General features: G+C 63.2%; 13 protein-coding genes. 9 read left to right on the forward strand and 4 right to left on the reverse strand.

Annotation, left to right across the window (positions count from 1 at the left end):
* Positions 1 to 894 precede the first annotated feature (894 nt).
* Positions 895 to 2,127, forward strand: a complete 1,233-nt coding sequence (locus GTZ93_RS16375) for a hypothetical protein (RefSeq protein ID WP_139915154.1) — start codon at positions 895 to 897, stop codon at positions 2,125 to 2,127.
* Between the two features lie 211 nt (positions 2,128 to 2,338).
* Here the strand turns inward: GTZ93_RS16375 and GTZ93_RS16380 are convergent, their stop codons facing one another.
* Positions 2,339 to 2,740, reverse strand: a complete 402-nt coding sequence (locus GTZ93_RS16380) for a hypothetical protein (RefSeq protein ID WP_139915155.1) — start codon at positions 2,738 to 2,740, stop codon at positions 2,339 to 2,341.
* A 319-nt stretch (positions 2,741 to 3,059) separates the two neighbouring features.
* On the opposite strand from GTZ93_RS16380, the gene GTZ93_RS16385 reads away from it, so the two are divergent.
* The 4 genes from GTZ93_RS16385 to GTZ93_RS16405 all read left to right on the forward strand — a co-directional run bounded on the left by GTZ93_RS16385 (position 3,060) and on the right by GTZ93_RS16405 (position 7,201).
* Positions 3,060 to 3,263 carry a hypothetical protein gene (locus GTZ93_RS16385; RefSeq protein WP_257978922.1) on the forward strand — a complete coding sequence of 68 codons (204 nt, stop codon included), beginning with the start codon at positions 3,060 to 3,062 and terminating at the stop codon, positions 3,261 to 3,263.
* 275 nt (positions 3,264 to 3,538) lie between these two features.
* Positions 3,539 to 4,498 (forward strand): hypothetical protein, encoded by a 960-nt coding sequence (locus GTZ93_RS16395; protein WP_139915156.1) that lies wholly within the window; start codon positions 3,539 to 3,541, stop codon positions 4,496 to 4,498.
* 820 nt (positions 4,499 to 5,318) lie between these two features.
* Complete coding sequence (locus GTZ93_RS16400) at positions 5,319 to 6,251, forward strand: lecithin retinol acyltransferase family protein (protein ID WP_139915157.1); 933 nt, start codon at positions 5,319 to 5,321, stop codon at positions 6,249 to 6,251.
* 140 nt (positions 6,252 to 6,391) lie between these two features.
* Positions 6,392 to 7,201, forward strand: coding sequence for a zinc ribbon domain-containing protein (locus tag GTZ93_RS16405; protein WP_139915158.1), 810 nt, complete (start codon positions 6,392 to 6,394; stop codon positions 7,199 to 7,201).
* Positions 7,202 to 7,538: 337 nt separating this feature from the next.
* Here the strand turns inward: GTZ93_RS16405 and GTZ93_RS16410 are convergent, their stop codons facing one another.
* On the reverse strand, positions 7,539 to 8,696 hold the full coding sequence (locus GTZ93_RS16410) for a hypothetical protein (protein ID WP_139915159.1): 1,158 nt from the start codon (positions 8,694 to 8,696) through the stop codon (positions 7,539 to 7,541).
* Positions 8,697 to 8,853: 157 nt separating this feature from the next.
* Complete coding sequence (locus tag GTZ93_RS16415) at positions 8,854 to 10,554, reverse strand: DUF262 domain-containing protein (RefSeq protein WP_139915160.1); 1,701 nt, start codon at positions 10,552 to 10,554, stop codon at positions 8,854 to 8,856.
* Positions 10,555 to 11,043: 489 nt separating this feature from the next.
* Between GTZ93_RS16415 and GTZ93_RS42770 the strand changes: the two genes are divergently transcribed.
* Together GTZ93_RS42770 and GTZ93_RS16430 are read left to right on the forward strand one after the other, a co-directional pair.
* Positions 11,044 to 11,865, forward strand: coding sequence for a hypothetical protein (locus GTZ93_RS42770; protein WP_257978923.1), 822 nt, complete (start codon positions 11,044 to 11,046; stop codon positions 11,863 to 11,865).
* A gap of 8 nt (positions 11,866 to 11,873) precedes the next feature.
* A complete protein-coding gene (locus tag GTZ93_RS16430) occupies positions 11,874 to 12,695 on the forward strand; it encodes a hypothetical protein (protein WP_139915161.1) in 822 nt (273 codons plus the stop codon).
* 238 nt (positions 12,696 to 12,933) lie between these two features.
* Here the strand turns inward: GTZ93_RS16430 and GTZ93_RS16435 are convergent, their stop codons facing one another.
* Positions 12,934 to 13,614: a class I SAM-dependent methyltransferase gene (locus GTZ93_RS16435; RefSeq protein WP_139915162.1), complete on the reverse strand. Its 681-nt coding sequence runs from the start codon at positions 13,612 to 13,614 to the stop codon at positions 12,934 to 12,936.
* 623 nt (positions 13,615 to 14,237) lie between these two features.
* Between GTZ93_RS16435 and GTZ93_RS16440 the strand changes: the two genes are divergently transcribed.
* Together GTZ93_RS16440 and GTZ93_RS16445 are read left to right on the forward strand one after the other, a co-directional pair.
* On the forward strand, positions 14,238 to 14,819 hold the full coding sequence (locus GTZ93_RS16440) for an RDD family protein (RefSeq protein ID WP_139915163.1): 582 nt from the start codon (positions 14,238 to 14,240) through the stop codon (positions 14,817 to 14,819).
* Positions 14,820 to 14,904: 85 nt separating this feature from the next.
* Positions 14,905 to 16,776: a HEAT repeat domain-containing protein gene (locus tag GTZ93_RS16445; RefSeq protein WP_139915213.1), complete on the forward strand. Its 1,872-nt coding sequence runs from the start codon at positions 14,905 to 14,907 to the stop codon at positions 16,774 to 16,776.
* Positions 16,777 to 17,520: the final 744 nt, after the last annotated feature.

The raw sequence follows: 17,520 nt of genomic DNA on the forward strand, positions 1-17,520 counted from the left end.
CATCAGCCCACCTGCGTTCGCAGGACGGCAGGGGAGTGTCCACACGCGGGCAGAGAGGTGTTGAGGCGTCTGAGCCGGGCGTAATTCCGACCTCCATGAAATGGAAGAGAGGACCGAGCGGCTCGTCATGCGCATCGCTCACGTCATGACGCGCGTTTTGACGCAGCTTTGACGTACTCATGACGCAGCGACCGAATTTTGGGTAGGCACAGCGGTCCAGAGAGCCCAATTGGCGGCGGAGGAGAGGGGGCATCTTGCTCTGCAGAGTGGAGAGTCAAGAGGGCCCTCTTCATCGCCGCGAGCCAGAATCCCTTGTGATTCAGGGGCTTAAGCACGAAGGCCCCGCGATGTTCATCGCGAGGCCCGTGTAAAACAAAAGGGCCCTACCGGTTGGTAGGGCCCTTCGTTTAGCTCCCCGAATGAAGCCCTGCGCGAACTCGTTCTCTGCGCTCTCTCTAGAGACTGCGACGGGAAACACGAGAAAAATCCTGGGGTTGGGTGAAGTCGGGAAAATTCGGGGTCCGATTGAGTGTCTGCAAACTTCCCTGCGGCTGTTTCCCCGAGTAGCGGGGATTGGCGATGGCGTCCAGCATCCTACAGAAGGCGCGAGGCGGGAGAGTGTCGGATGTGGGCGTTTGTCGGTGCACGCGGCCGGGCGTTCTGCCTCCGGTGGTGTCACTACCTCCGGCTTCCGCTCGTGCGACCTCTCCTGCGCGTCCCCTGGCTGAATCCATGGTGCCCCACCCTTGGGGCTCGAGCATTCCTTGGGCCCACGGGTCGCCTTGAGTGGAGCGCCCTTGCAATGGCGCTCCGGTGGCTCCGGCCGCTGAACGCTGGGCTGGCGGCGGACCCCAGGGGTAGCATCAGGCCTGTGGTCTAGCGGGGGAGTGCCTTGTGGCGAAATGGGTCAGCCAAGCGGAGACAAGTTCAGCATCGAGGACTGCCCAGCAGCGGACCCAGTACCTCGCGTCGCTGGTGACTGATATCGATGCAGCCATCGCGCGCTACTTCTCGACGAGTCCAGCCGGGGAGGACGTGACTCTAGAGGTCCTCCGCTCCATCGGGCGGGAGCGCATTGCAGCAGTCGCCGGCACGCGGACGCCCGCCGAGACGAATTCGGACGTTGGACTGCTCGTAGCAATCCGCCTGGTCGACCTCTATGGCGCGTCCCGGGTGATGACGTTCCGCGAGAACGACGGAAAGAAGGTCTCCACCCGCGACGCCAGCCGAGCTGGTCTCGACTGGGTCTCTCGGTACACGCCGCACCAAGTGCTTCCCACGGACTCCGCGGGCCGCATCGTCCTCGACACGAACATTGTCAGGTACATCATTCAGGGTAGTACGAATCCCGAGACCATCCTCGACCTTGTGGAACTCGCCCGCATCAGGGGCAACTACAAGGTTTCCATCGCAGATGCTGCATGGGCCGAACTTCTTGAGGCTCTCGTCCGGCCCACAGGGGGGATGACATTTGCGGAGTGGGCGCGGAACGTAGGACAGTTCGATGCTGTCCTCGACCCGGAGCTGCCCGTTCTGCCCGGTGGGCGCGAGCTGGCCATGCTCAGTGGCTTGGTCGCTTCTTCAGAATTCAACTTCTCCGAGATGGCGTCGTTCTACCGTGCAGTCTGGAGCTACATTTCTGGCGCGACCTCAGCCAACGATCTGCGCAAGCGGTACACCTACAAGACGGAAGACGGCCGGGAGTTCGCAATCGGCCCCTTGGACTTCTCGTCCCCGAGGAATGTCTTCGGGGAGAGGGCCACCAAGTGGGAGACGTATATTTCCAAATCGGCATCGGGCACTTCGCTGGACCTTGATCAGCACGTCGCTGCGGTTCGGTCCGGCCTCGCAGTGGACATGCCGATGCAGGCCGTGGACCGTTTGGGGCTTTTCGTCCACGTGGTTGCTCACTACGCGGTCGAGGCGAACAATCCGGCTAGGCCCTATGAGGCGGACATCAACGACGCCGTGGATCTCGATATCCTCTACGCTGCGACCCTCCCGGCTGTTGTCTGCACCACGGACAAACGACTCCGGCGAATAGCGCGAAGCACGGGCTCCGCCGACGGCTGGCGCGTGATGTCGCCGAGCGAGCTCCTCAAGTGGTTGCGGAATCAAAACTCATAGGACCGCATGGAGAGGCTGGAATGGATTCACGACCAGCTTGCCGAGCAGAGACGCGCGAAGCTCGCGCGCCGCACTCACTCGCCCTAGCGAGTGTCCCTGGTACAGGCACTCGCAGGAATCAGCGGCGAAATCTCGGTCGAACAGCGCATCGAGGAGCCGCTGCGGATTCCTCGATGCCTTTGCGGTTCTTCAGGATGACAGGGGAGATGAATCAATTGCACTCGCTGTCGCGGTCGCCCTGTCCCTTGTACTGATCTTCATCATCATCGAAATCAAGGTGCTTCACACCGTCGCCCTTATACATCATGCAGAACCAAGAGTTCTTGTCGTTCGGATTTGACGTGGCATGGATGTAGAGCTTCGACACAGTGCGAAAATCATCGGGGACATCGAATTCAACAGGATCTCCAGAACGCCACACTCTCCAGTCCCTACGGTCCTTCTTACTGGTTCCAATTTGGAACGAAATCGAAGATGCCTCGGTTTTTTCCGTCTTTATCTTGATCCACCAGCCGTTCTTCACTGCCGCAGTTGCTGGCTTGTCTTCTGCATTTGCTCTCAAGGCAACTGCGCCAGATGCCAATATGCCAATTGCCAGCAATATCCCCTTCATAGGTGGCCTCCTGCTCTTGGGTTTTACTGCATGATTTGGCGAGTTATGGTTTCATGCTCATGAGGGACTCGGCGAGCCACCAGTAAGCCACTCGTCAGCCAATCTGCGCGCCGCGCTTCCGCCGCTAACCCTCACGATAGGGCTCACAAGAAGTACCATTCTATATAGGCGGCTACCCCTTCATTGGGTCTGGAATGTCCTCAGCTCAACAACGTTTCAGGCGCGCTGACGGAGGCGTCCGCCATGCGGATGCTGCTGACGCAGGATGTGGAGCAGGAGGCCGACGGCCGGCGGGAGCTGACGGTGGAGGTCTTCGTCCATGAGCGGCGAAAGCGGCGTCGCCGAGCTCCGGCCTGCGGGCGCTGAGTGGTGCGTGCGGTGGCTGCGTAGGACGGCGGACCTCAACCGCCAGGGCAACGGCACGGCCACGGTACGGATGACGGTGCCGGGGCTGTGCCGCGTGCGGAGCGTCGCGAGTGCCCGGCGTGCCGGGGACGCCTATGTCGAGGTGACGGAGACATAGGCGCCCTCCACGCTACCGTCCTCGAGGTGGACGAGCAGGTGCCGCGCACGACAGGGCCCACGCTCCAGGCCCTGGAAGAGCGATTCGGCATCACCGCGGCCCGGGCCGCACGCGTAGCTCAGCGGCGTGACGAAGCTGGCGCGCTGCGTAACGCAGCGACCGAATTTCAGGTGGTTAGGCGTCCCTAACGTCAGTGGGACGGTCACCCATCAGAAAAAACGAGGGGTGGCGGAGCCCCTGTCAGATTCAACGGGGTGGGGGGCTACGGTCGCCGTATGGACCACGACAACTCACTCCTTGGCACTCTGTGGCGCCACCTTGAGGCCTCCGGCTTCCAGGCTGCCATCCAGCAGCACTTGCCGCCGGGAACAGACCTTCAGCAGGGCTTCCAGGAGTTCAAGCTACTCGGAGCCAAGCTCGGATTGGAGGCCTACGAGGCTGAGGTTCGCGGAGTCCCCCTGTGTACGGCCGTGGGGGACGAGCAGAACTTTCCAACTCTCTTCCGCATCCATGTGGGCCTGCGTGACGTGTTCACGCTGGAGATTCCAAAGGAACTCCAGGGATGGGCCGAGCAGTCCATGGCACTTGGCGCGTCCTCTAGCGACGAGTTTCAGAAGCACCTCGGGAGGATGGCGACTGATTCGACTCTCGCGGCTGGAGAGCGCGCTCTCGCGCGCTTCGCTCTATTTGAACTTCTCTGTGTAGGATTGTTCTTCGCGGATTACGCAGAGCACGGACAGCTTGCTGCGTTTGGCGTTGATCGTCGCGACCTTGAGGCACTCGCCCAGAAGAATCTGACGCTGTGGCTCCAACTACCGGTTGAGCAGGCCGTGGAGGTTCGGCCGCTCAACATCATGCTTGCTGGTGCGATGGAGAGCCTCATGGTCAGGGGCGAAATCATACAGCAGCAGGTACTCACATGGAGCGTCGACATGGTTGCCGAAGCTCAACAGAGGAAGGTTCTTGAACGGCGCTTGCAGGAGATGAATGCGCCCGACGCGATCCTTATTCGCAATGCCGCAGCGGGCCTGGGTCTACTTGATGAGCAATATGTCACCATCGAGACCTTGCAGGAACAGCACTCCATTGTGCTCGGCGACACGAAACGAAACACGCTCGACCAACGATTCAAGCGACTCAAGGTCAGCATCACTGATGGCAAATGGCCCAAGCGGAAGTCAAAGGCCATCATTGACCTTGCCCTGCCGCAACTTCCGACGGAGGACGAAGAATGAAGGCGCTAACTTGGCATGCCGTGGCGAAACTGCTGTCCAGCCAGCCGCCTGGTTCGAAGGTGCGCCTGCGGCGCTCTCTTACCCAGCACCCCAAAGATGGAGGGCTGGTACCCACACTGGGTCTTCCCGTAGGCCAGAGAGCCGACTACCGCCTCGACTACGGCGGCGAGCAAGTTCTCTACGTCCAGGACTTTGGAACGCACCTGGAAGCACGGCTGGACCCACGCCGTCCTCCCGTCACCCGTGCAGCTATCGGGGCCTCATCTGAAGCACCTGATACGGACGCCATGCTCGGAGGAGCTGCTGTTGGTGGACTGATTGGGCTTCTGTTCGGGCGTAGCAGTAGCTCGGTGGTCACCGGCCTCGTGTTGGGGGCCGTGGCCGGCCTCGCCGCGAATGCAGCGGAGTCATCACCTGGGACGATGGCCGCGATACCAAAGGGAGCTGGGGGGCTTCCGTCGGCAAAGGTGGGCTTGGCGAGGGGCACACCGAGTTTCGCATTCCCAGCGACAAGGGCCCTGTCAGAAAGGGGCAAGACGGCTGGTACTCCTCTTGTGGCGAAGGCGAGCTTGGTACGAACCTCTCTAAGCGAATCAAACCCGCTGAAAAGGGCGCTGTCAGAATCAAGGGAAGTAGCTGGTACACCTCAAAGCACCGGCATCGGCTCCGCAGCAGTCGCAACGAGCACCAAGGGGTCGGAAAAGAAGGGGCTGTCAGAAACAGCGAGGCCAGTCGGTAAAATCGATGTCGTCGGGCGAACCTCGACAACGAAGTCTCAACTGAAGGTCCCTGGGCAACCAGGAAAGAAAGGGTCAAAACCATGAATCTTTACAGTCAGATCGGCACGAATGCCCTCGTGCCTGCCGGCGACCTTCTGCCGGGGCAGGTCAACGCCATCGTCGCAGCGAGTCTGTACCAGCTTGGAGACCATTTGCGTTCCACGCGAGGGGTGTACACGCATCACGGTATCTACGTCGGCGAGGGCCAGGTCGTTCACTATGCTGGAGATCGCGCTAAGGATGCCGACAGCGCTCGGGTTCGGTTGGGCACCCTCGAAGAGTTTGCGGATGGTCATCCCATCGAGGTCGTGCCCTATGGCACGTGCCTCCCCCCGATTGAAGTCGTGATGCGCGCCCACAATCTCCTGGGCGAGGCCCGCTACAATCTTGTCCTACACAATTGCGAGCACCTTGCAACGCTGGCGAAGGTTGGAGTGCCGTTCAGCACTCAGGTGCGTGAGGTCCTCGCCATCGTCGGCACTCCGCTTGCCGCGAAAATGGCTGCGACCTTTCTTGCGGGTGGTGCCGCGCTGAAGTTCGCTGGCGCCGCGAGGACGATGACGGCCCTGAGTGCCGCCGGCAGCCTCATTGGTGGTGGTCCGCTTGCTGGAGTGGCCGTCACCGGAGCAGCGGTTGGGGCGGTGTCCCTGACGACGCTTTTCCTGGCCTACAAGGACGACCCCTTTGCGCCGGACGTCGAGCGCCAAGCCCGCGCGGAAGCGCGCAGCACCGGCTGGCTGACCCTCTTGCTCGGCGTGCTCGGCACCGCGGCTCTGGTTGCTTTCCTTGGCCGAGGCAGGGGCGCAGCTCTGGTGAGCAGCGGGCTCAAGAGCGTCGGCAAGGTTGTTGGTGGCGGCATGGCGGCTGGTGCCGTTGTCTGCACTGGTGCGCCACTGGTTCTGGCGGCCGTGGGGGCGCAGACGGCCTACTCTCGCTCGAAAAAGAAGGGCGCGAAGGAGCCGGCGGAATCCTAGGCCTCATCTGGTGCAGTTCGTGAGACAGCCTCCACCCGCGCGCAGGCCTGCGTATCGCGACAGGCAATGGTGCATCACCCAGCGCGCATGGAATCGACGCTGCGGCTTACTGTCACGAACGAAGACGGAGGGACTGAAGCATGAGCACCAGAAAGCCAGAGTCTGCGGTATCAGACTCTGCAACAAGTGCGATGGACGCACCTGCCAAGCTGGAGAGAGGCCTGTCCTGGCGCATGCTTCTCTCCGAGCTTGGGGTGGCGGGGCCGAATTGCCCAAGTTGCGGCCATGGGTTCGAGAAGATGCCGCAGCGAAAGAGGGCCTGTCCGAAGTGCAGTGCCATTCTGTATTCGCGTAAGCGAGCGTTCGACGGCGCCAAGTCACTGCTTACGGAGACTCAGGCCCGCGACGATGAGGCGCAAGGTTCGCTTCGCTCTTTCGTACAGAATGGCGGGGTGCCGGAGCCCGAGGTTGAGGCGCTCCTCATACTGCTCCATGGGCAGCTTGGTCGAGTCCCCACTGCACACGATGTGGTGGCAGAAATCCTGATGCGCCAGGCCGCGACGCATGCCGAAGCATGGAACTGGGGTTTGTATCGTAACGCACGTTTCAACTTGGCTGAAGCGCTTGTCCACCAGGGGCGACGTGAAGATGCATTGAACCTCTTCCTTGAGGTACTCCTGCTTGACCTGAATGGGCCGCGCAACATGGGGACCAAAGACCCGGAGATCGTTCGACGTTTCCCTCCCTTTGACCCGTCAACTGCCTTCCTCGCCCCGGGCGCCATTGGCCGTGCCGTCGACGTCATGGCCGACCTCCGTCTTTCAACAGATGAAGTGGAAAAACGGTTCATCTCGCTGGATGGCTCTACTGAGCCCCTGCGGGGGCTGCCGCGCTCGGCTGTCGATGCCTGGCGAGACCTCAAGAGGGTTTTCGCCAACGTTCAGCGATAAGCTCCCCAGTTTCGTGAGGCGCTTCTGGGCATTCTGTCCATGCCACTGCCGTCTCGAATGTGTCCCAAGGCCCGCGCAGGCGGAGGATGCAGGCCCGAATCATGGCTGCGCGGCACCCGCCGTGATTCTGCCCCGCTGCTTCGCTGTCTCAGGAGACCGACGGCATTGGGCGCATCGCCTACTCTCCGCACCGTGCTGCGGAACGTAGGATTGGCCCTTCCATGACGAGGCGGTCGCGTCTGAGGAGCACAGCGGAGCCATTCTTTGTTGTGAATTCCTTCCATCCCAGGCTTCGTGAGATGGCTTCAGTTGTTCGTTTGAGCGGCGTCATGGGTTGCTAGTCAAATTTATACCGTTGGGCAATCTCGAAACGCGCTGTGCGGAGGATGGGGGATTCGCGCATTTCTTGCTCCAGTTCTGGGTCTGTCGCCCAAGGAAATTCGAGGAAGCAATGGAGCATGTCGAAGTAGGGCTTGTTGTATGAAATAGCAGTGCCGACTTCACGGGCCATCTTGTCCTCATACTTTGCGGCACGTGTGATGGCAATCATGCCGGACAAAGGGTCGTTTCTGAATTCGGCAGGAACAGGGATGAAAACGAAGCCACAGTTCGTCCGCGGCACTGCTATGCGACTAGGCTTGGTCATCTCTCCGGATTGGCAGGTCTTTAGGCACCACAGAAGGCGTTCCTTAAGGGCGCGCAGGTCAGCTCTGTTGAGCTGCGCGAACTCTCGCAGGATTTTATAGTAGTCGAACTCTCCTTGTGCGGCGCCTTGGACTGGCGTCAGGCGTTCTTGGAGCCCGTTAAGAAATGGCATGATATTGAAGCTCTCAAGGTCGTTGGAGTGAGATGTGAGGTAGGACTCGTAGTGGGCCTCAGGCCAGAAGTCTAACTCCCCTGAGAGAAACTGCCCGACCAGTGCTTGTTCCTTGATGCGCGAGGCCCGCTCCGGCCATTTTCGAATGACCGTTTCGCGAAAATCAAAATACTCCCATATTTCGGCGGGAGTAATGAGGCTCTGACAGATGCCGATGTAGTCGAGGACGTTGATTATGTGAATGAACCCCGAGGTTGAACTCTCAAGGTGCTTGGTGTCCCTGAATTCCTGCGGCGGGTCGTAGGGGACTGCGTAGAGGATTATCTTTGCTATTTGGGTGACTTGGTCTTTGGAGATCGTGAAGGAGTGATTCCTTTGGTTCTTGATTGCGATGTTGGGATATGAGTTCAGGTAGTTGAGTGTGTCTCGAACTTGCGTTTTTGCTTTTTTTAGTACCTTGTTTTGAAACCACCGAATCTCGGTTTCTGCGCTCATGGGGCCATCGGGGATTCGCTCCTTGAGTTGGTAGATGATGATTTGGTCTTTGATCCAGACGATGTGATCGGCCAGTTCAAGAGATTTTTCTGGTTGGGGGGAGAAGTTGTTCTGGGCGAATGAGAATTCCTTGAGGAACAAGTTGGCGTTGGTGAGTTCTAGAAAAGATTCGAGTGTCTGCATGGTGATGTCAGCTTGGTTGAATAGGGGTGGATTACTGTGTCAGGCACGACGCGTGTGCAAGGCGGTCGCGCGTGCTGCGTATGGCGCACGACGACTCGAACAGCGCGGTGCCCGACAATAGTGCACGGGACGTTGCGGGCTTCGGCCAGGGCCGGCATTACTCAGCAGGACGCGGCCAGATTTCCTTCGTCTTGGCGAAGACCAACTCCGTTCTTTCGCGGAGTTCGACTTCTGTCCACTTTTCTTTGCCTGCGATCCATTTATTCATCTCGAAGTGGCTGTCACTCAGAAGCTGCTTCTTGATGGGGAATGGCGAATTCGAGAGTTCGCTGTTGTAGCCGGTGAGCGTCAGGTTCCCGAGAAGGTCAACCCATTGCTCGTGAATTTCCGTCACGTTGTCGCCAATCATTGACCGCCACTCATCGGTCAGCGTCTGTGGCATCACGTGCTCGATGGTCGCGTTCGCGAAAGCTGCTGGCTCCTTGTGGCCGTGGTGCTCCTCAATGCTCTCCAAGAGGAATCTGCAGCGAGCCGTCGGCTGAGCGTAGGCGCGATATCGGAGGAGTGAGTCCTTGAACTCGTCGTCCTTCGGCCATCTCCTGCCACTCGAACCCGCGGCCAGCGTTTTCGACAGCCACTGCGGAACGCCCGAGGCAGGCATGTCCTTAGTAATCGACAGGAAGATGCGCTTGAGTTGGTTGGTGGGGACGGCGCAGACGGCTCGACGCACCACGAAAGACTCAATGAGGGCGATGGACGAAGCTACATCGGTCGCGCTGACTTCTGCCCTGGAGTGAGCCAAGAGTAGCTTCAGGATGAATGGGTTGGCTGTCGCGATGTCCCAGCGGTGAAGTCGCGCCAGCCCCTTGCCGACGGTTGCATCCGTCGGTGCTGTGAGGCCGACGATGTTGGCATATAGGACCGAGGCCTTTTGCATGCGAAGCAACTCACCTGCGATGGCCGCGTCCTGTACATCGAGGAGCCGCTTCTTGAGGACGGTGTAAATTGCGGACTTCGCGACCTCCTCTCCGTTCATCATCAAGTACTGACGCATGAACTCGGTGAGGTGCTCTCCGGGTAGAATCGCTTGCATTGGCAGCCACGCTTCTTCGTAGGCCTTCTGCTGCGCGTTCGAGTGGAGCCGGAGAAGGAGGTAGTTGCGAACGAGGTCTGCTTGGGTGAGGGGGGTGCCCTTGGCGTTGAGACTCTCGAAAATGAGGTACGGGTCGTCCGTGTCGCCGAGGTGGATGGCGACAACGGTGAGGCGGCTCTGAACGGCGGTTGCTAGCCGCTCAGAATTTATTGGCGCTCCATCTGAATCGTTGCCCGCCAGTTTCTTCTGAAAGAACTCGAAGGCCTGGGTGAAGCGCGTGTCGGCCTGGGGCGTCGCTGCAATGAGCGCCTGGAATGCCGCTCGGTCGGGCTGCGTCGGGAGCAGTTTGAAGTGGTCGAGGCCATCGTCGTCCTCGTTGACGAGGAGTCGGGTCAGCTTCCGGTACTCCTTCGTCCCGGACTCGAAGAGGCTGCGCATCGCACAGATGAGGATGGTGACGGTCGTGAGCCGTTGCTGACCATCAATGACCAGGTACTTCGAGACGCCCACAGGAACTGACCGCGCAGGTGCCGTGACGATGGCCCCCGTGAAGTGACTCGCGACGGACTCCTCTTCCGTACGCTCGTACTGCTCGAGGAGGTCGGCCCAGAGCGTCTCCCATTCACTCGGACCCCACTCGTAAGGGCGCTGGAAGAGCGGCACGAGCATCTGCTTGGTGCCGTTGAAGAACTCAAGGATTTGGCTTGGGCGCGCTTCCATCACTACCTCCGGAACATGGGCAGCACTTAGGATTGCCAACAGCATGATGGTGCGTCCAGCGTTGTCATGCTTTCGCAAGCTTGGGGGGTCCTTCGACACCCTGATGGGGATGGACGCTTACCTGCGTCTCCAAGAGGGATGCGCCCGACAGTCGGAGCTGGCTCCTCTTGGGCCACGTAAGGCGCTCCAGTCCTTCCCCGACGGCCGTCGATTCACGACGTCGGGACTGAGTGAATTCGCGGGAGTGGGCTTCCACTTCATCTGTGGGGCTGGAATCACGAGGTGGCATGCGCAGCCCTCTGAGGTTCAGCCGGATCCTCCTTGTCCAACCATGAGGTACCCAGTCTCGACTGGGAGGCGTCCAACTTGCCCGTCATGCACAAGGCCACCTCCGCCGTTTTGTCCGGTGGAGGAACAGGGGAACTGTGGATGCTCTGGGCCTGTGTCCACCACGTTCACCGCTGACGCCTACCCCCTTGGGGGATTGCGCCCATCAGCGTGCCCGACGCCTACTGCTGTCGGAGGAGGCCCTCCATGCGGATGCGGCTGACGCAGGATGTGGAGCAGGAGGCCGACGGCCGGCGAGAGCTGACGGTGGAGGTCTTCGTCCACGAGCGGCGGGGCGGGGTCGCTGAGTTCCATCCCGCGGGCGCTGAGTGGCGCGTGCGGTGGCTGCGTGGAACGGCGGACCTCAACCGCCAGGGCAGCGGCTCGGCCACGGTGCGGGTGACGGCGCCGGGGCTGTACCGCGTGCGGAGCGTCGAGAGTGCCCGGCGTGCCCGGGATGCCTACGTCGAGGTGTCGGACGCGGAGGGCGCCCTCCACGCCACCGTCCTCGGGGTGGATGAGCAGGTGCCGCGCACGACAGGGCCCACGCTCCATGCCCTGGAAGAGCGATTCGGCATCACCTCGGCCCGGTCCGCACGCGCGGCTCAGCGGCGTGATGCGGCTGATGCGCTCGCGGACCAGCTCGAGGCGGGCTGCGTGCCCGTCGTCCTTCCGCACGTGGTCGTCACCGTGGACCGGCTGGAGGTGCCGCCCCTCAAGGCCGTCAGCGACAAGCAGCTCGCCTACGCGCGCGCCGTCCGCGCGAGTGCCGTCCATGGCTTCCTCAGCGTGATGCTGGCTTGCGATGCGAAGCTGCCACGCTCCAACGTTGAGGAGCAGATGCCGATTCTCGTCGGCTGGGTGCAGAGCCACCTGCGTACGGAGACGGAGAGCCGCTACTGGCTGGACGGCCAGGCGCGCACGGCCCCGGACATCGGCGTGTTGGGCGAGGCCTTCCTCGCAGCACGAACCGCGAAGGTGGAGATGCCCGCGGACCCGCTTCTTCACATCGACCTGGCGTGGCCATGAGCCTCACGATGATTTCGGACCTCCTCGTCGAACTGGCGCCGCTCCTGGCCGAAGTGCCGCTCGCCTACGGCAGTGACCCGCAGGCGGTCGCGGAGGAACTGGCGGCCAGCGCCTGGGGCAGGAATGCGGTGGAGTCCGAGCCCAACCTCATCGACGTCGCGATGCTGGGACTGCTGGGGCGTCACCAGCTCGTCGTGCACCAGTTGCACGGCGCGGCGTCACAGCATGCCGCGGTCGTTGATCTCCACGCACTCCCCGACACGCCGCCCGCCCTACTGCGCCAGCCCTGGCTGCTGGAGGTGCGGCAGCCTGACGAGGGTGCCCGCCTCTTCGGGGATACGCTCTCCCTGTCAGGGTACACCCTGGACGGCACCATGTTCCTTCTGGGGCTGCTCGGCGACGGAAGTTCCGTCCTCGCGCCCTGGCGGCCCCGGTGGACGGGCGAGGACCTGGAAGAGGGTCCTCGTCGCGAGCGCTCCCTGCTCATCGACGAGGGACACGCGCCACCGCACGCGGCCTGGGCGCGGGAGGCCGCGCGCTACGCCGTCGTCTTCGGGTTGCTCTTGGAGGCCGAGGGCTCACGGCTCGGAATCGAAGAGGCGCCTCGAGGCGAGGCCCATGAGGGCCTGCCGGTGCGCACCGTCTGCCTGCGTGGCCCCGTCGACGTCCCGGCGGTGGCATCCGAGACGGGCTTCGCCTGGCGCGGCGCGGTGGAGCGCCAGGCGCGCGGATACCTCACACGCCAGCGCCACGGGCCCTGGCTGTCTCTCGCCCGCTGGCAGTACGTCTCGAAGCGCTCCATGTGGCGATGGGTGCGGCCGGCGTCGTAGGGGCGGCCCTGCTTGCTGCGCATACGCATTTGCCCCCTTCAGTCGCACAGCAAGCAGAGAGGGCTGCCTATTTCGTCGGCCATCCGTTCGAATAATGCGGCCAGCATAGGGCCCGTGCACGCCTCGCTCACTGGCAACGACACGTCCCTAGAGCAGCCTTGCCGCCCTCATGGGCTAGCGACCGGTTTGGATAGGTACGGATGGTGTGGCATGCTGCAGTGTGTTTGGCAATACTAGTTCACGTGCTTCGTGTCGATCCTGACGTTCGCGGTAGGTTTTTCGCTTCGAGCAGGAAGGCTCCTGCAGCAGGTGTATATCCTCCACGATGCGGAAGCATAGGCATCCATTTTCCGAGTATTGGTGCGGCTCGCTTTTTCGCTGTTTCATTCCTTCCTGTACGCAGGCCCACTGACTGAAAGAGGTCTTTCAGGATTGCCTTGTCGGTCTTTGTGAGGTCAGTCGCGACGGGATTACTTGGAAGAGGGGAACTCCCGACACGGAGGAAGAATAGTCCTCCTCTTCGGATTAAGTGGGCAATGTCCCGAAGGTACTTCGTTCTGATGCGTTGGTTTCCAATGTTGGAGAAGACTAGGCGGTCTGAAACCAGATCGAACGTTCTATTTGCTCGCGCCAGCTTCGATAGGGTCAGGTGGTCGCCGACGGAAAATGTGCATTTGCTCTTGATTGGATCTGCCCCGCGAAGCCAATTGTGCCGGGAGCGTGCATGCGCAATGCAGATTTCGGAGAGGTCGAACGCTGTCACGCGACAGCCTGCCTCGGCAAGGAGCAATGCATCGTCGCCGAGGCCGCAGCCGATCTCAAGTACTCGGGCGCCGGGCCAAGCAGCACCGAATGCAAGCGCTGCCGCAATGTCTGCTGACGGTTCGTAAGGCGTGAATGCGTTGCGATTGTCGTTCATGGTGCGATAGCCTACGCGCGGCCGACATTCGCCGGCAACTCCGCTGCGTGCTCCACGATGCGATCACCTTTGTCGTGGGGCGGCAACCACGGAGTTCTCAAGGTTGCGTCTGGATTCAATGAGAGGCGCGTGTCGGCGTGCTTGATAGTCAGTGGGTTCGGGCGCCAGCGGCCTCTCCGAGATGGCGTGCTCCTGAGTACGCCCGACTTCGAAGTGCCAACGTTGTGAGTTCGGCGGACGTGTGCCTCGCGACCGCGGCGTTGTTGGAGTCGTGTTCCGAGGTTCTTGTGTCGGGGACCGGATTGGCACAGCAAGCTCCGATTCGGAAGGTGCCTTGGATTCAGCCTACTGGGGCGAACGCGAAAGGGGGGCGTCATTCGCTGGAGCGGAAGCATTGATGGGTGGATCCGCCCTGGAGTGGCGCGCGCCAAGAGGCCCATTTCTGGGACAGCGCAGCTCGCAATAGCGAAAAACGGGCATCGCGGTAACCAGCGGGGGCGCCGAGGCTGAAATAAAGGTCTAGTCAACTAGACCTATTTGGTCATGTTTAGCGGAGCAAAAGGGGACTTCTCGCCGAAGGGACTTGCCGCCTTGGGGCGGGCGTAGCTGTGCTGCGGCCCTCCATGTCCGACTTCCGCGAGGCCCTTGAATCGATTTTGGAAGCCCAGTGCTCCGAGCACCCAGGCTTCTCTGCCGCCATCGCCTGTGCTCGTTGCGGCACCTTCACGTGTGCCTTTTGTGCCTCGTCAGGGGCGGGCTTGTGCCTTCGGTGCCTGCATGCGGCTCCGGAGTTGGCGACGCGCAGGGCCCGGCTCGCGGCATGCCTTGTCGATGGTGCTGCGCTCCTGCTCCCGTCCCTGTTCCTGGGCGTGCTTCGGTGCCTGGCCATTCCGGACGAGGCGGCGATGAAGGCTCCGGTCGTCTACGCCCCGGCGCTCCTCGTGTTGCTCGTGCAGGCGAACCTGATTCGAGGGACTGGGGCGAGCCTCGGCAAGCGGCTCCTGGGGATACGCGTCGTCCGCGGAGACGGACTTCCAGCGGAGGTGTGGCGGATCGCCTTGCTGAGGAACGCGCTCCCGATGGCGCTCTGCGGCTACTGCGTCTGGCTGGGCCTCGTGGACGCGCTCTTCCTCGTTGGGGAGAAGCGGCGATGCCTTCACGACTGGGTGGCCGGCACCCGCGTCGTGAAGGCTCCTCGAGCGTAGCGCTCCTTCGCTGCGCGGTTCGTGACTGGCTGAAGCGTTGGGTTCGGAGTCCCTTCACAGCGAAGGGAGAATGAGAGGCGATGACATGGAGGGAGAGGTGAAGTCCGGGCGTCCCCGCTGGCTGGCTGGGCTCGTGTGCGTGGTGGTGGCGCTGTCCATGGGGTGTTCCCGGCCGTGGAAGCGGGAAGACATCAGGACATGGGAGGGCTGCTGCGAGGGGGCTGACGCGTGCCTTGCGCTGCTGCAGCAACTCCACGGCCCCGACACGGGGGAGAAGTGGCTGCCGCCGGAGCAGGCGTGTGCCTCCTGGAAGTTGGGGCGCGTGGGGGAGGACGTCGTGCCTCGGCTGATTTCGCTGCTTCGGCATTCGGACCGTCGCGTGCGCGGCGGTGCAGCACAGGCGCTGGCGAAGATGGAAGAGAAGGCTGCGGGCGCTATGCCTGCGCTCATCGAGGCGTATGAGCGGGAGCCCGGTGGGCTGGCCCTGCACGCGCTCTCCTCACTCGATGACGAGAGAGCAGCGCCAGCCATTGTGCGCCACCTCCTGGAGTCGCCCACGTCGGCCCTGGAGCACCTCGGCCCGACATTGGCCCCGGTGCTGGTAGAGGTGCTGGAGAATCCGGAGTCGAGCTGGGAGGCACTGGTGCTGGTGCGCCGCGTCCTCGCCCGGCGCCCCTCCATGTACACGGAGACGTTCGTTCCGCGCCTGCGGACGCTCCTCGCGCGGGAACTGGGGGAGCCCACTCTCCGGCGCCCACCAGGGACGTCCTGCCCGTCGGCGCCTGCGCCAAGCTGCGAGGCGGTTTTCGACGGGTGCACCCCGCGAGCGGCCTACGTGGCATCGGCGTTGGCGGCCTACGAGCGCCGAGGCGCGAAGGCCGCGCCCGAGGTGCTCCAGGCGCTCCAGCGGGCGGACGTGCGCCTCACACCCGTGGCGCTGCAGGCGCTGGTGGCCTTCGGGAGTCCTGCTGCGGTGCCCGAGGTCCTCCAGCAGCTCGCCGTGCCTGAATGCCGTGCCCGGGCCCTTGCGAGCCTCGTGTCTCTGGGGGACGTCGCGCGGCCAGCCGCGACGGAGCCGCTGCTGCGGCTGCTGGCCACGGGGGAGGAGGGCTGGGTGCGGGCGCGGGCCGCAGAGGCCCTTGGAGGCGTGGGAGGTGCAGCCGCCCTCGATGCGTTGCGCCAGGCGGTGTACGCGTCGCACAGCGAAGTCCAGGCCGCGGCTGTCGGGGCGCTGGGCAGCTACGCCTTCCGGACGCATGCGGAGGAGCTGGTGCCGTTGTTCCAGCAGGTGGTGGCGAAGCACGCCTCTCCGGTGGCGCGGAGCCACGCGAGGTTGGCCTTGGAGGGACTCTCCGGGCAGGAGGTGCAGCCTGCGGAGTCCATCGACTGCGCCCGCATCAGTCCAAGACGCGCCGGAGGGTGGACGCTGCGCGAGGGGCACACCTCTCTCCAGTTGCACTGGGACAAGCCGAAGGCGCCCCCACTAGGGAGTCCGTGTGCAGCCGTGCCTGGAGGGGACTCCGCCTCCGTCCTCGAAGCCATGGGCGAGGCCTGCCTCGTCGGGTGGGACGACGGGGAGTTTGGGGGCACGCTGGAGGTGCATGAGGCCGGGCGGGTGACGGTGCTGGAGGAGCCCCACGCCAATCCCCTGCATGTCGTGCGGATGCACGGCGCACCCGTGGTGGTGGATGGCCTTGCGCACATGTTTGGCGGCGCGGGGAGTCTGGTGCGTGTCGAAGCGTCCGAGGGGCGGTGGCGTGCCACACCTTGGGTGACTCTCCCAGGCGCGCCGATGGCCTACGCGCTGGACGAGACGGGAGACCTCGTGGTGGGGACGACGGACCAGCGACTCGACGCAGTCGTATGTGGCCGGGCTGGCACCTTCGCTCCCGCCCACGTGGTGCGCGTCACGAGGGACGGGCGTCTGGCCCCCGTCGAACCGGATGGACGGCCCTGATGCCACCGCTCGGGAAAGGGTGCCCCTCCCGAGGCAGGAGGGGGCCTGGCGCGTGCGGGGGCGCTTCAGCCGCGCCGCGTCCGCGAGCGGAACTCGCTGGCCCAGCGCTGAGCGGTGGCCTTGGCGCGCTCGCCATCCGAGGGAAGGTGACTTGCTAGCGGCTTCCCGGCAGGCGTTGGCTTCCCAGGGCCGGAGGTGCCGTCCGCCCCGGTTGCCCCTGCGGTGTGCCCCTTCTTTCGCACCCACATGCGAGGGGCGGGGTTGACGGTGGGCGGTGGCGTAGCAGGCGCGGTGTCGGCCTTGGGCCTGCGCCCGCGCGGGAGAATGACGTCGGGGACGCTGTGGGGCGCGGCGCCCTCCACCCACGCGGCATGCAGGCGGCCCGAGGCCACCATGAGGCGTCGCTTCTGGTAGTGCGCTCCGCAGTATCCCTGGCTGACGTGTGGGCGCTGGCAGCCGATGACGGCGCATGCCCTGGCCGTAGGCGCGGGAGGCGGAGGCGGGAGCGGGGGCTGGCGCTGCGGTTGAGCGAGGGGCGGAGGCCGCGCGTCGTGGCCTGGGCGCTGGCGCGACACTTCCTGCTGGGGCCCCGGGGCGAGGCGCCTCGCCACCCCGGCCAGTCTCGCGACGAGGCTGGCGAGTGGGCGCGCCAGCTCCTCATCAAGGGCGGCGCGGAAGGCCGACTCAAGAGAGCCCGTGGACTTCGTTGCGGACGAGCGGAGCGGCTCCCCCATGGAAGAGGAT

Origin of the sequence: Corallococcus exiguus (genome assembly GCF_009909105.1) — a bacterium.
Lineage (GTDB): Bacteria > Myxococcota > Myxococcia > Myxococcales > Myxococcaceae > Corallococcus > Corallococcus exiguus.

Coding starts and splice junctions, on each gene's coding strand:
- GTZ93_RS42770 (WP_257978923.1), top strand. CDS start 11,044: ATGCGGATGCGGCTGACGCAGGATGTGGAGCAGGAGGCCGACGGCCGG.
- GTZ93_RS16405 (WP_139915158.1), top strand. CDS start 6,392: ATGAGCACCAGAAAGCCAGAGTCTGCGGTATCAGACTCTGCAACAAGT.
- GTZ93_RS16380 (WP_139915155.1), bottom strand. CDS start 2,740: ATGAAGGGGATATTGCTGGCAATTGGCATATTGGCATCTGGCGCAGTT.
- GTZ93_RS16410 (WP_139915159.1), bottom strand. CDS start 8,696: ATGCAGACACTCGAATCTTTTCTAGAACTCACCAACGCCAACTTGTTC.
- GTZ93_RS16385 (WP_257978922.1), top strand. CDS start 3,060: ATGAGCGGCGAAAGCGGCGTCGCCGAGCTCCGGCCTGCGGGCGCTGAG.
- GTZ93_RS16400 (WP_139915157.1), top strand. CDS start 5,319: ATGAATCTTTACAGTCAGATCGGCACGAATGCCCTCGTGCCTGCCGGC.
- GTZ93_RS16435 (WP_139915162.1), bottom strand. CDS start 13,614: ATGAACGACAATCGCAACGCATTCACGCCTTACGAACCGTCAGCAGAC.
- GTZ93_RS16395 (WP_139915156.1), top strand. CDS start 3,539: ATGGACCACGACAACTCACTCCTTGGCACTCTGTGGCGCCACCTTGAG.
- GTZ93_RS16430 (WP_139915161.1), top strand. CDS start 11,874: ATGATTTCGGACCTCCTCGTCGAACTGGCGCCGCTCCTGGCCGAAGTG.
- GTZ93_RS16415 (WP_139915160.1), bottom strand. CDS start 10,554: ATGCTGTTGGCAATCCTAAGTGCTGCCCATGTTCCGGAGGTAGTGATG.
- GTZ93_RS16440 (WP_139915163.1), top strand. CDS start 14,238: ATGTCCGACTTCCGCGAGGCCCTTGAATCGATTTTGGAAGCCCAGTGC.
- GTZ93_RS16445 (WP_139915213.1), top strand. CDS start 14,905: ATGGAGGGAGAGGTGAAGTCCGGGCGTCCCCGCTGGCTGGCTGGGCTC.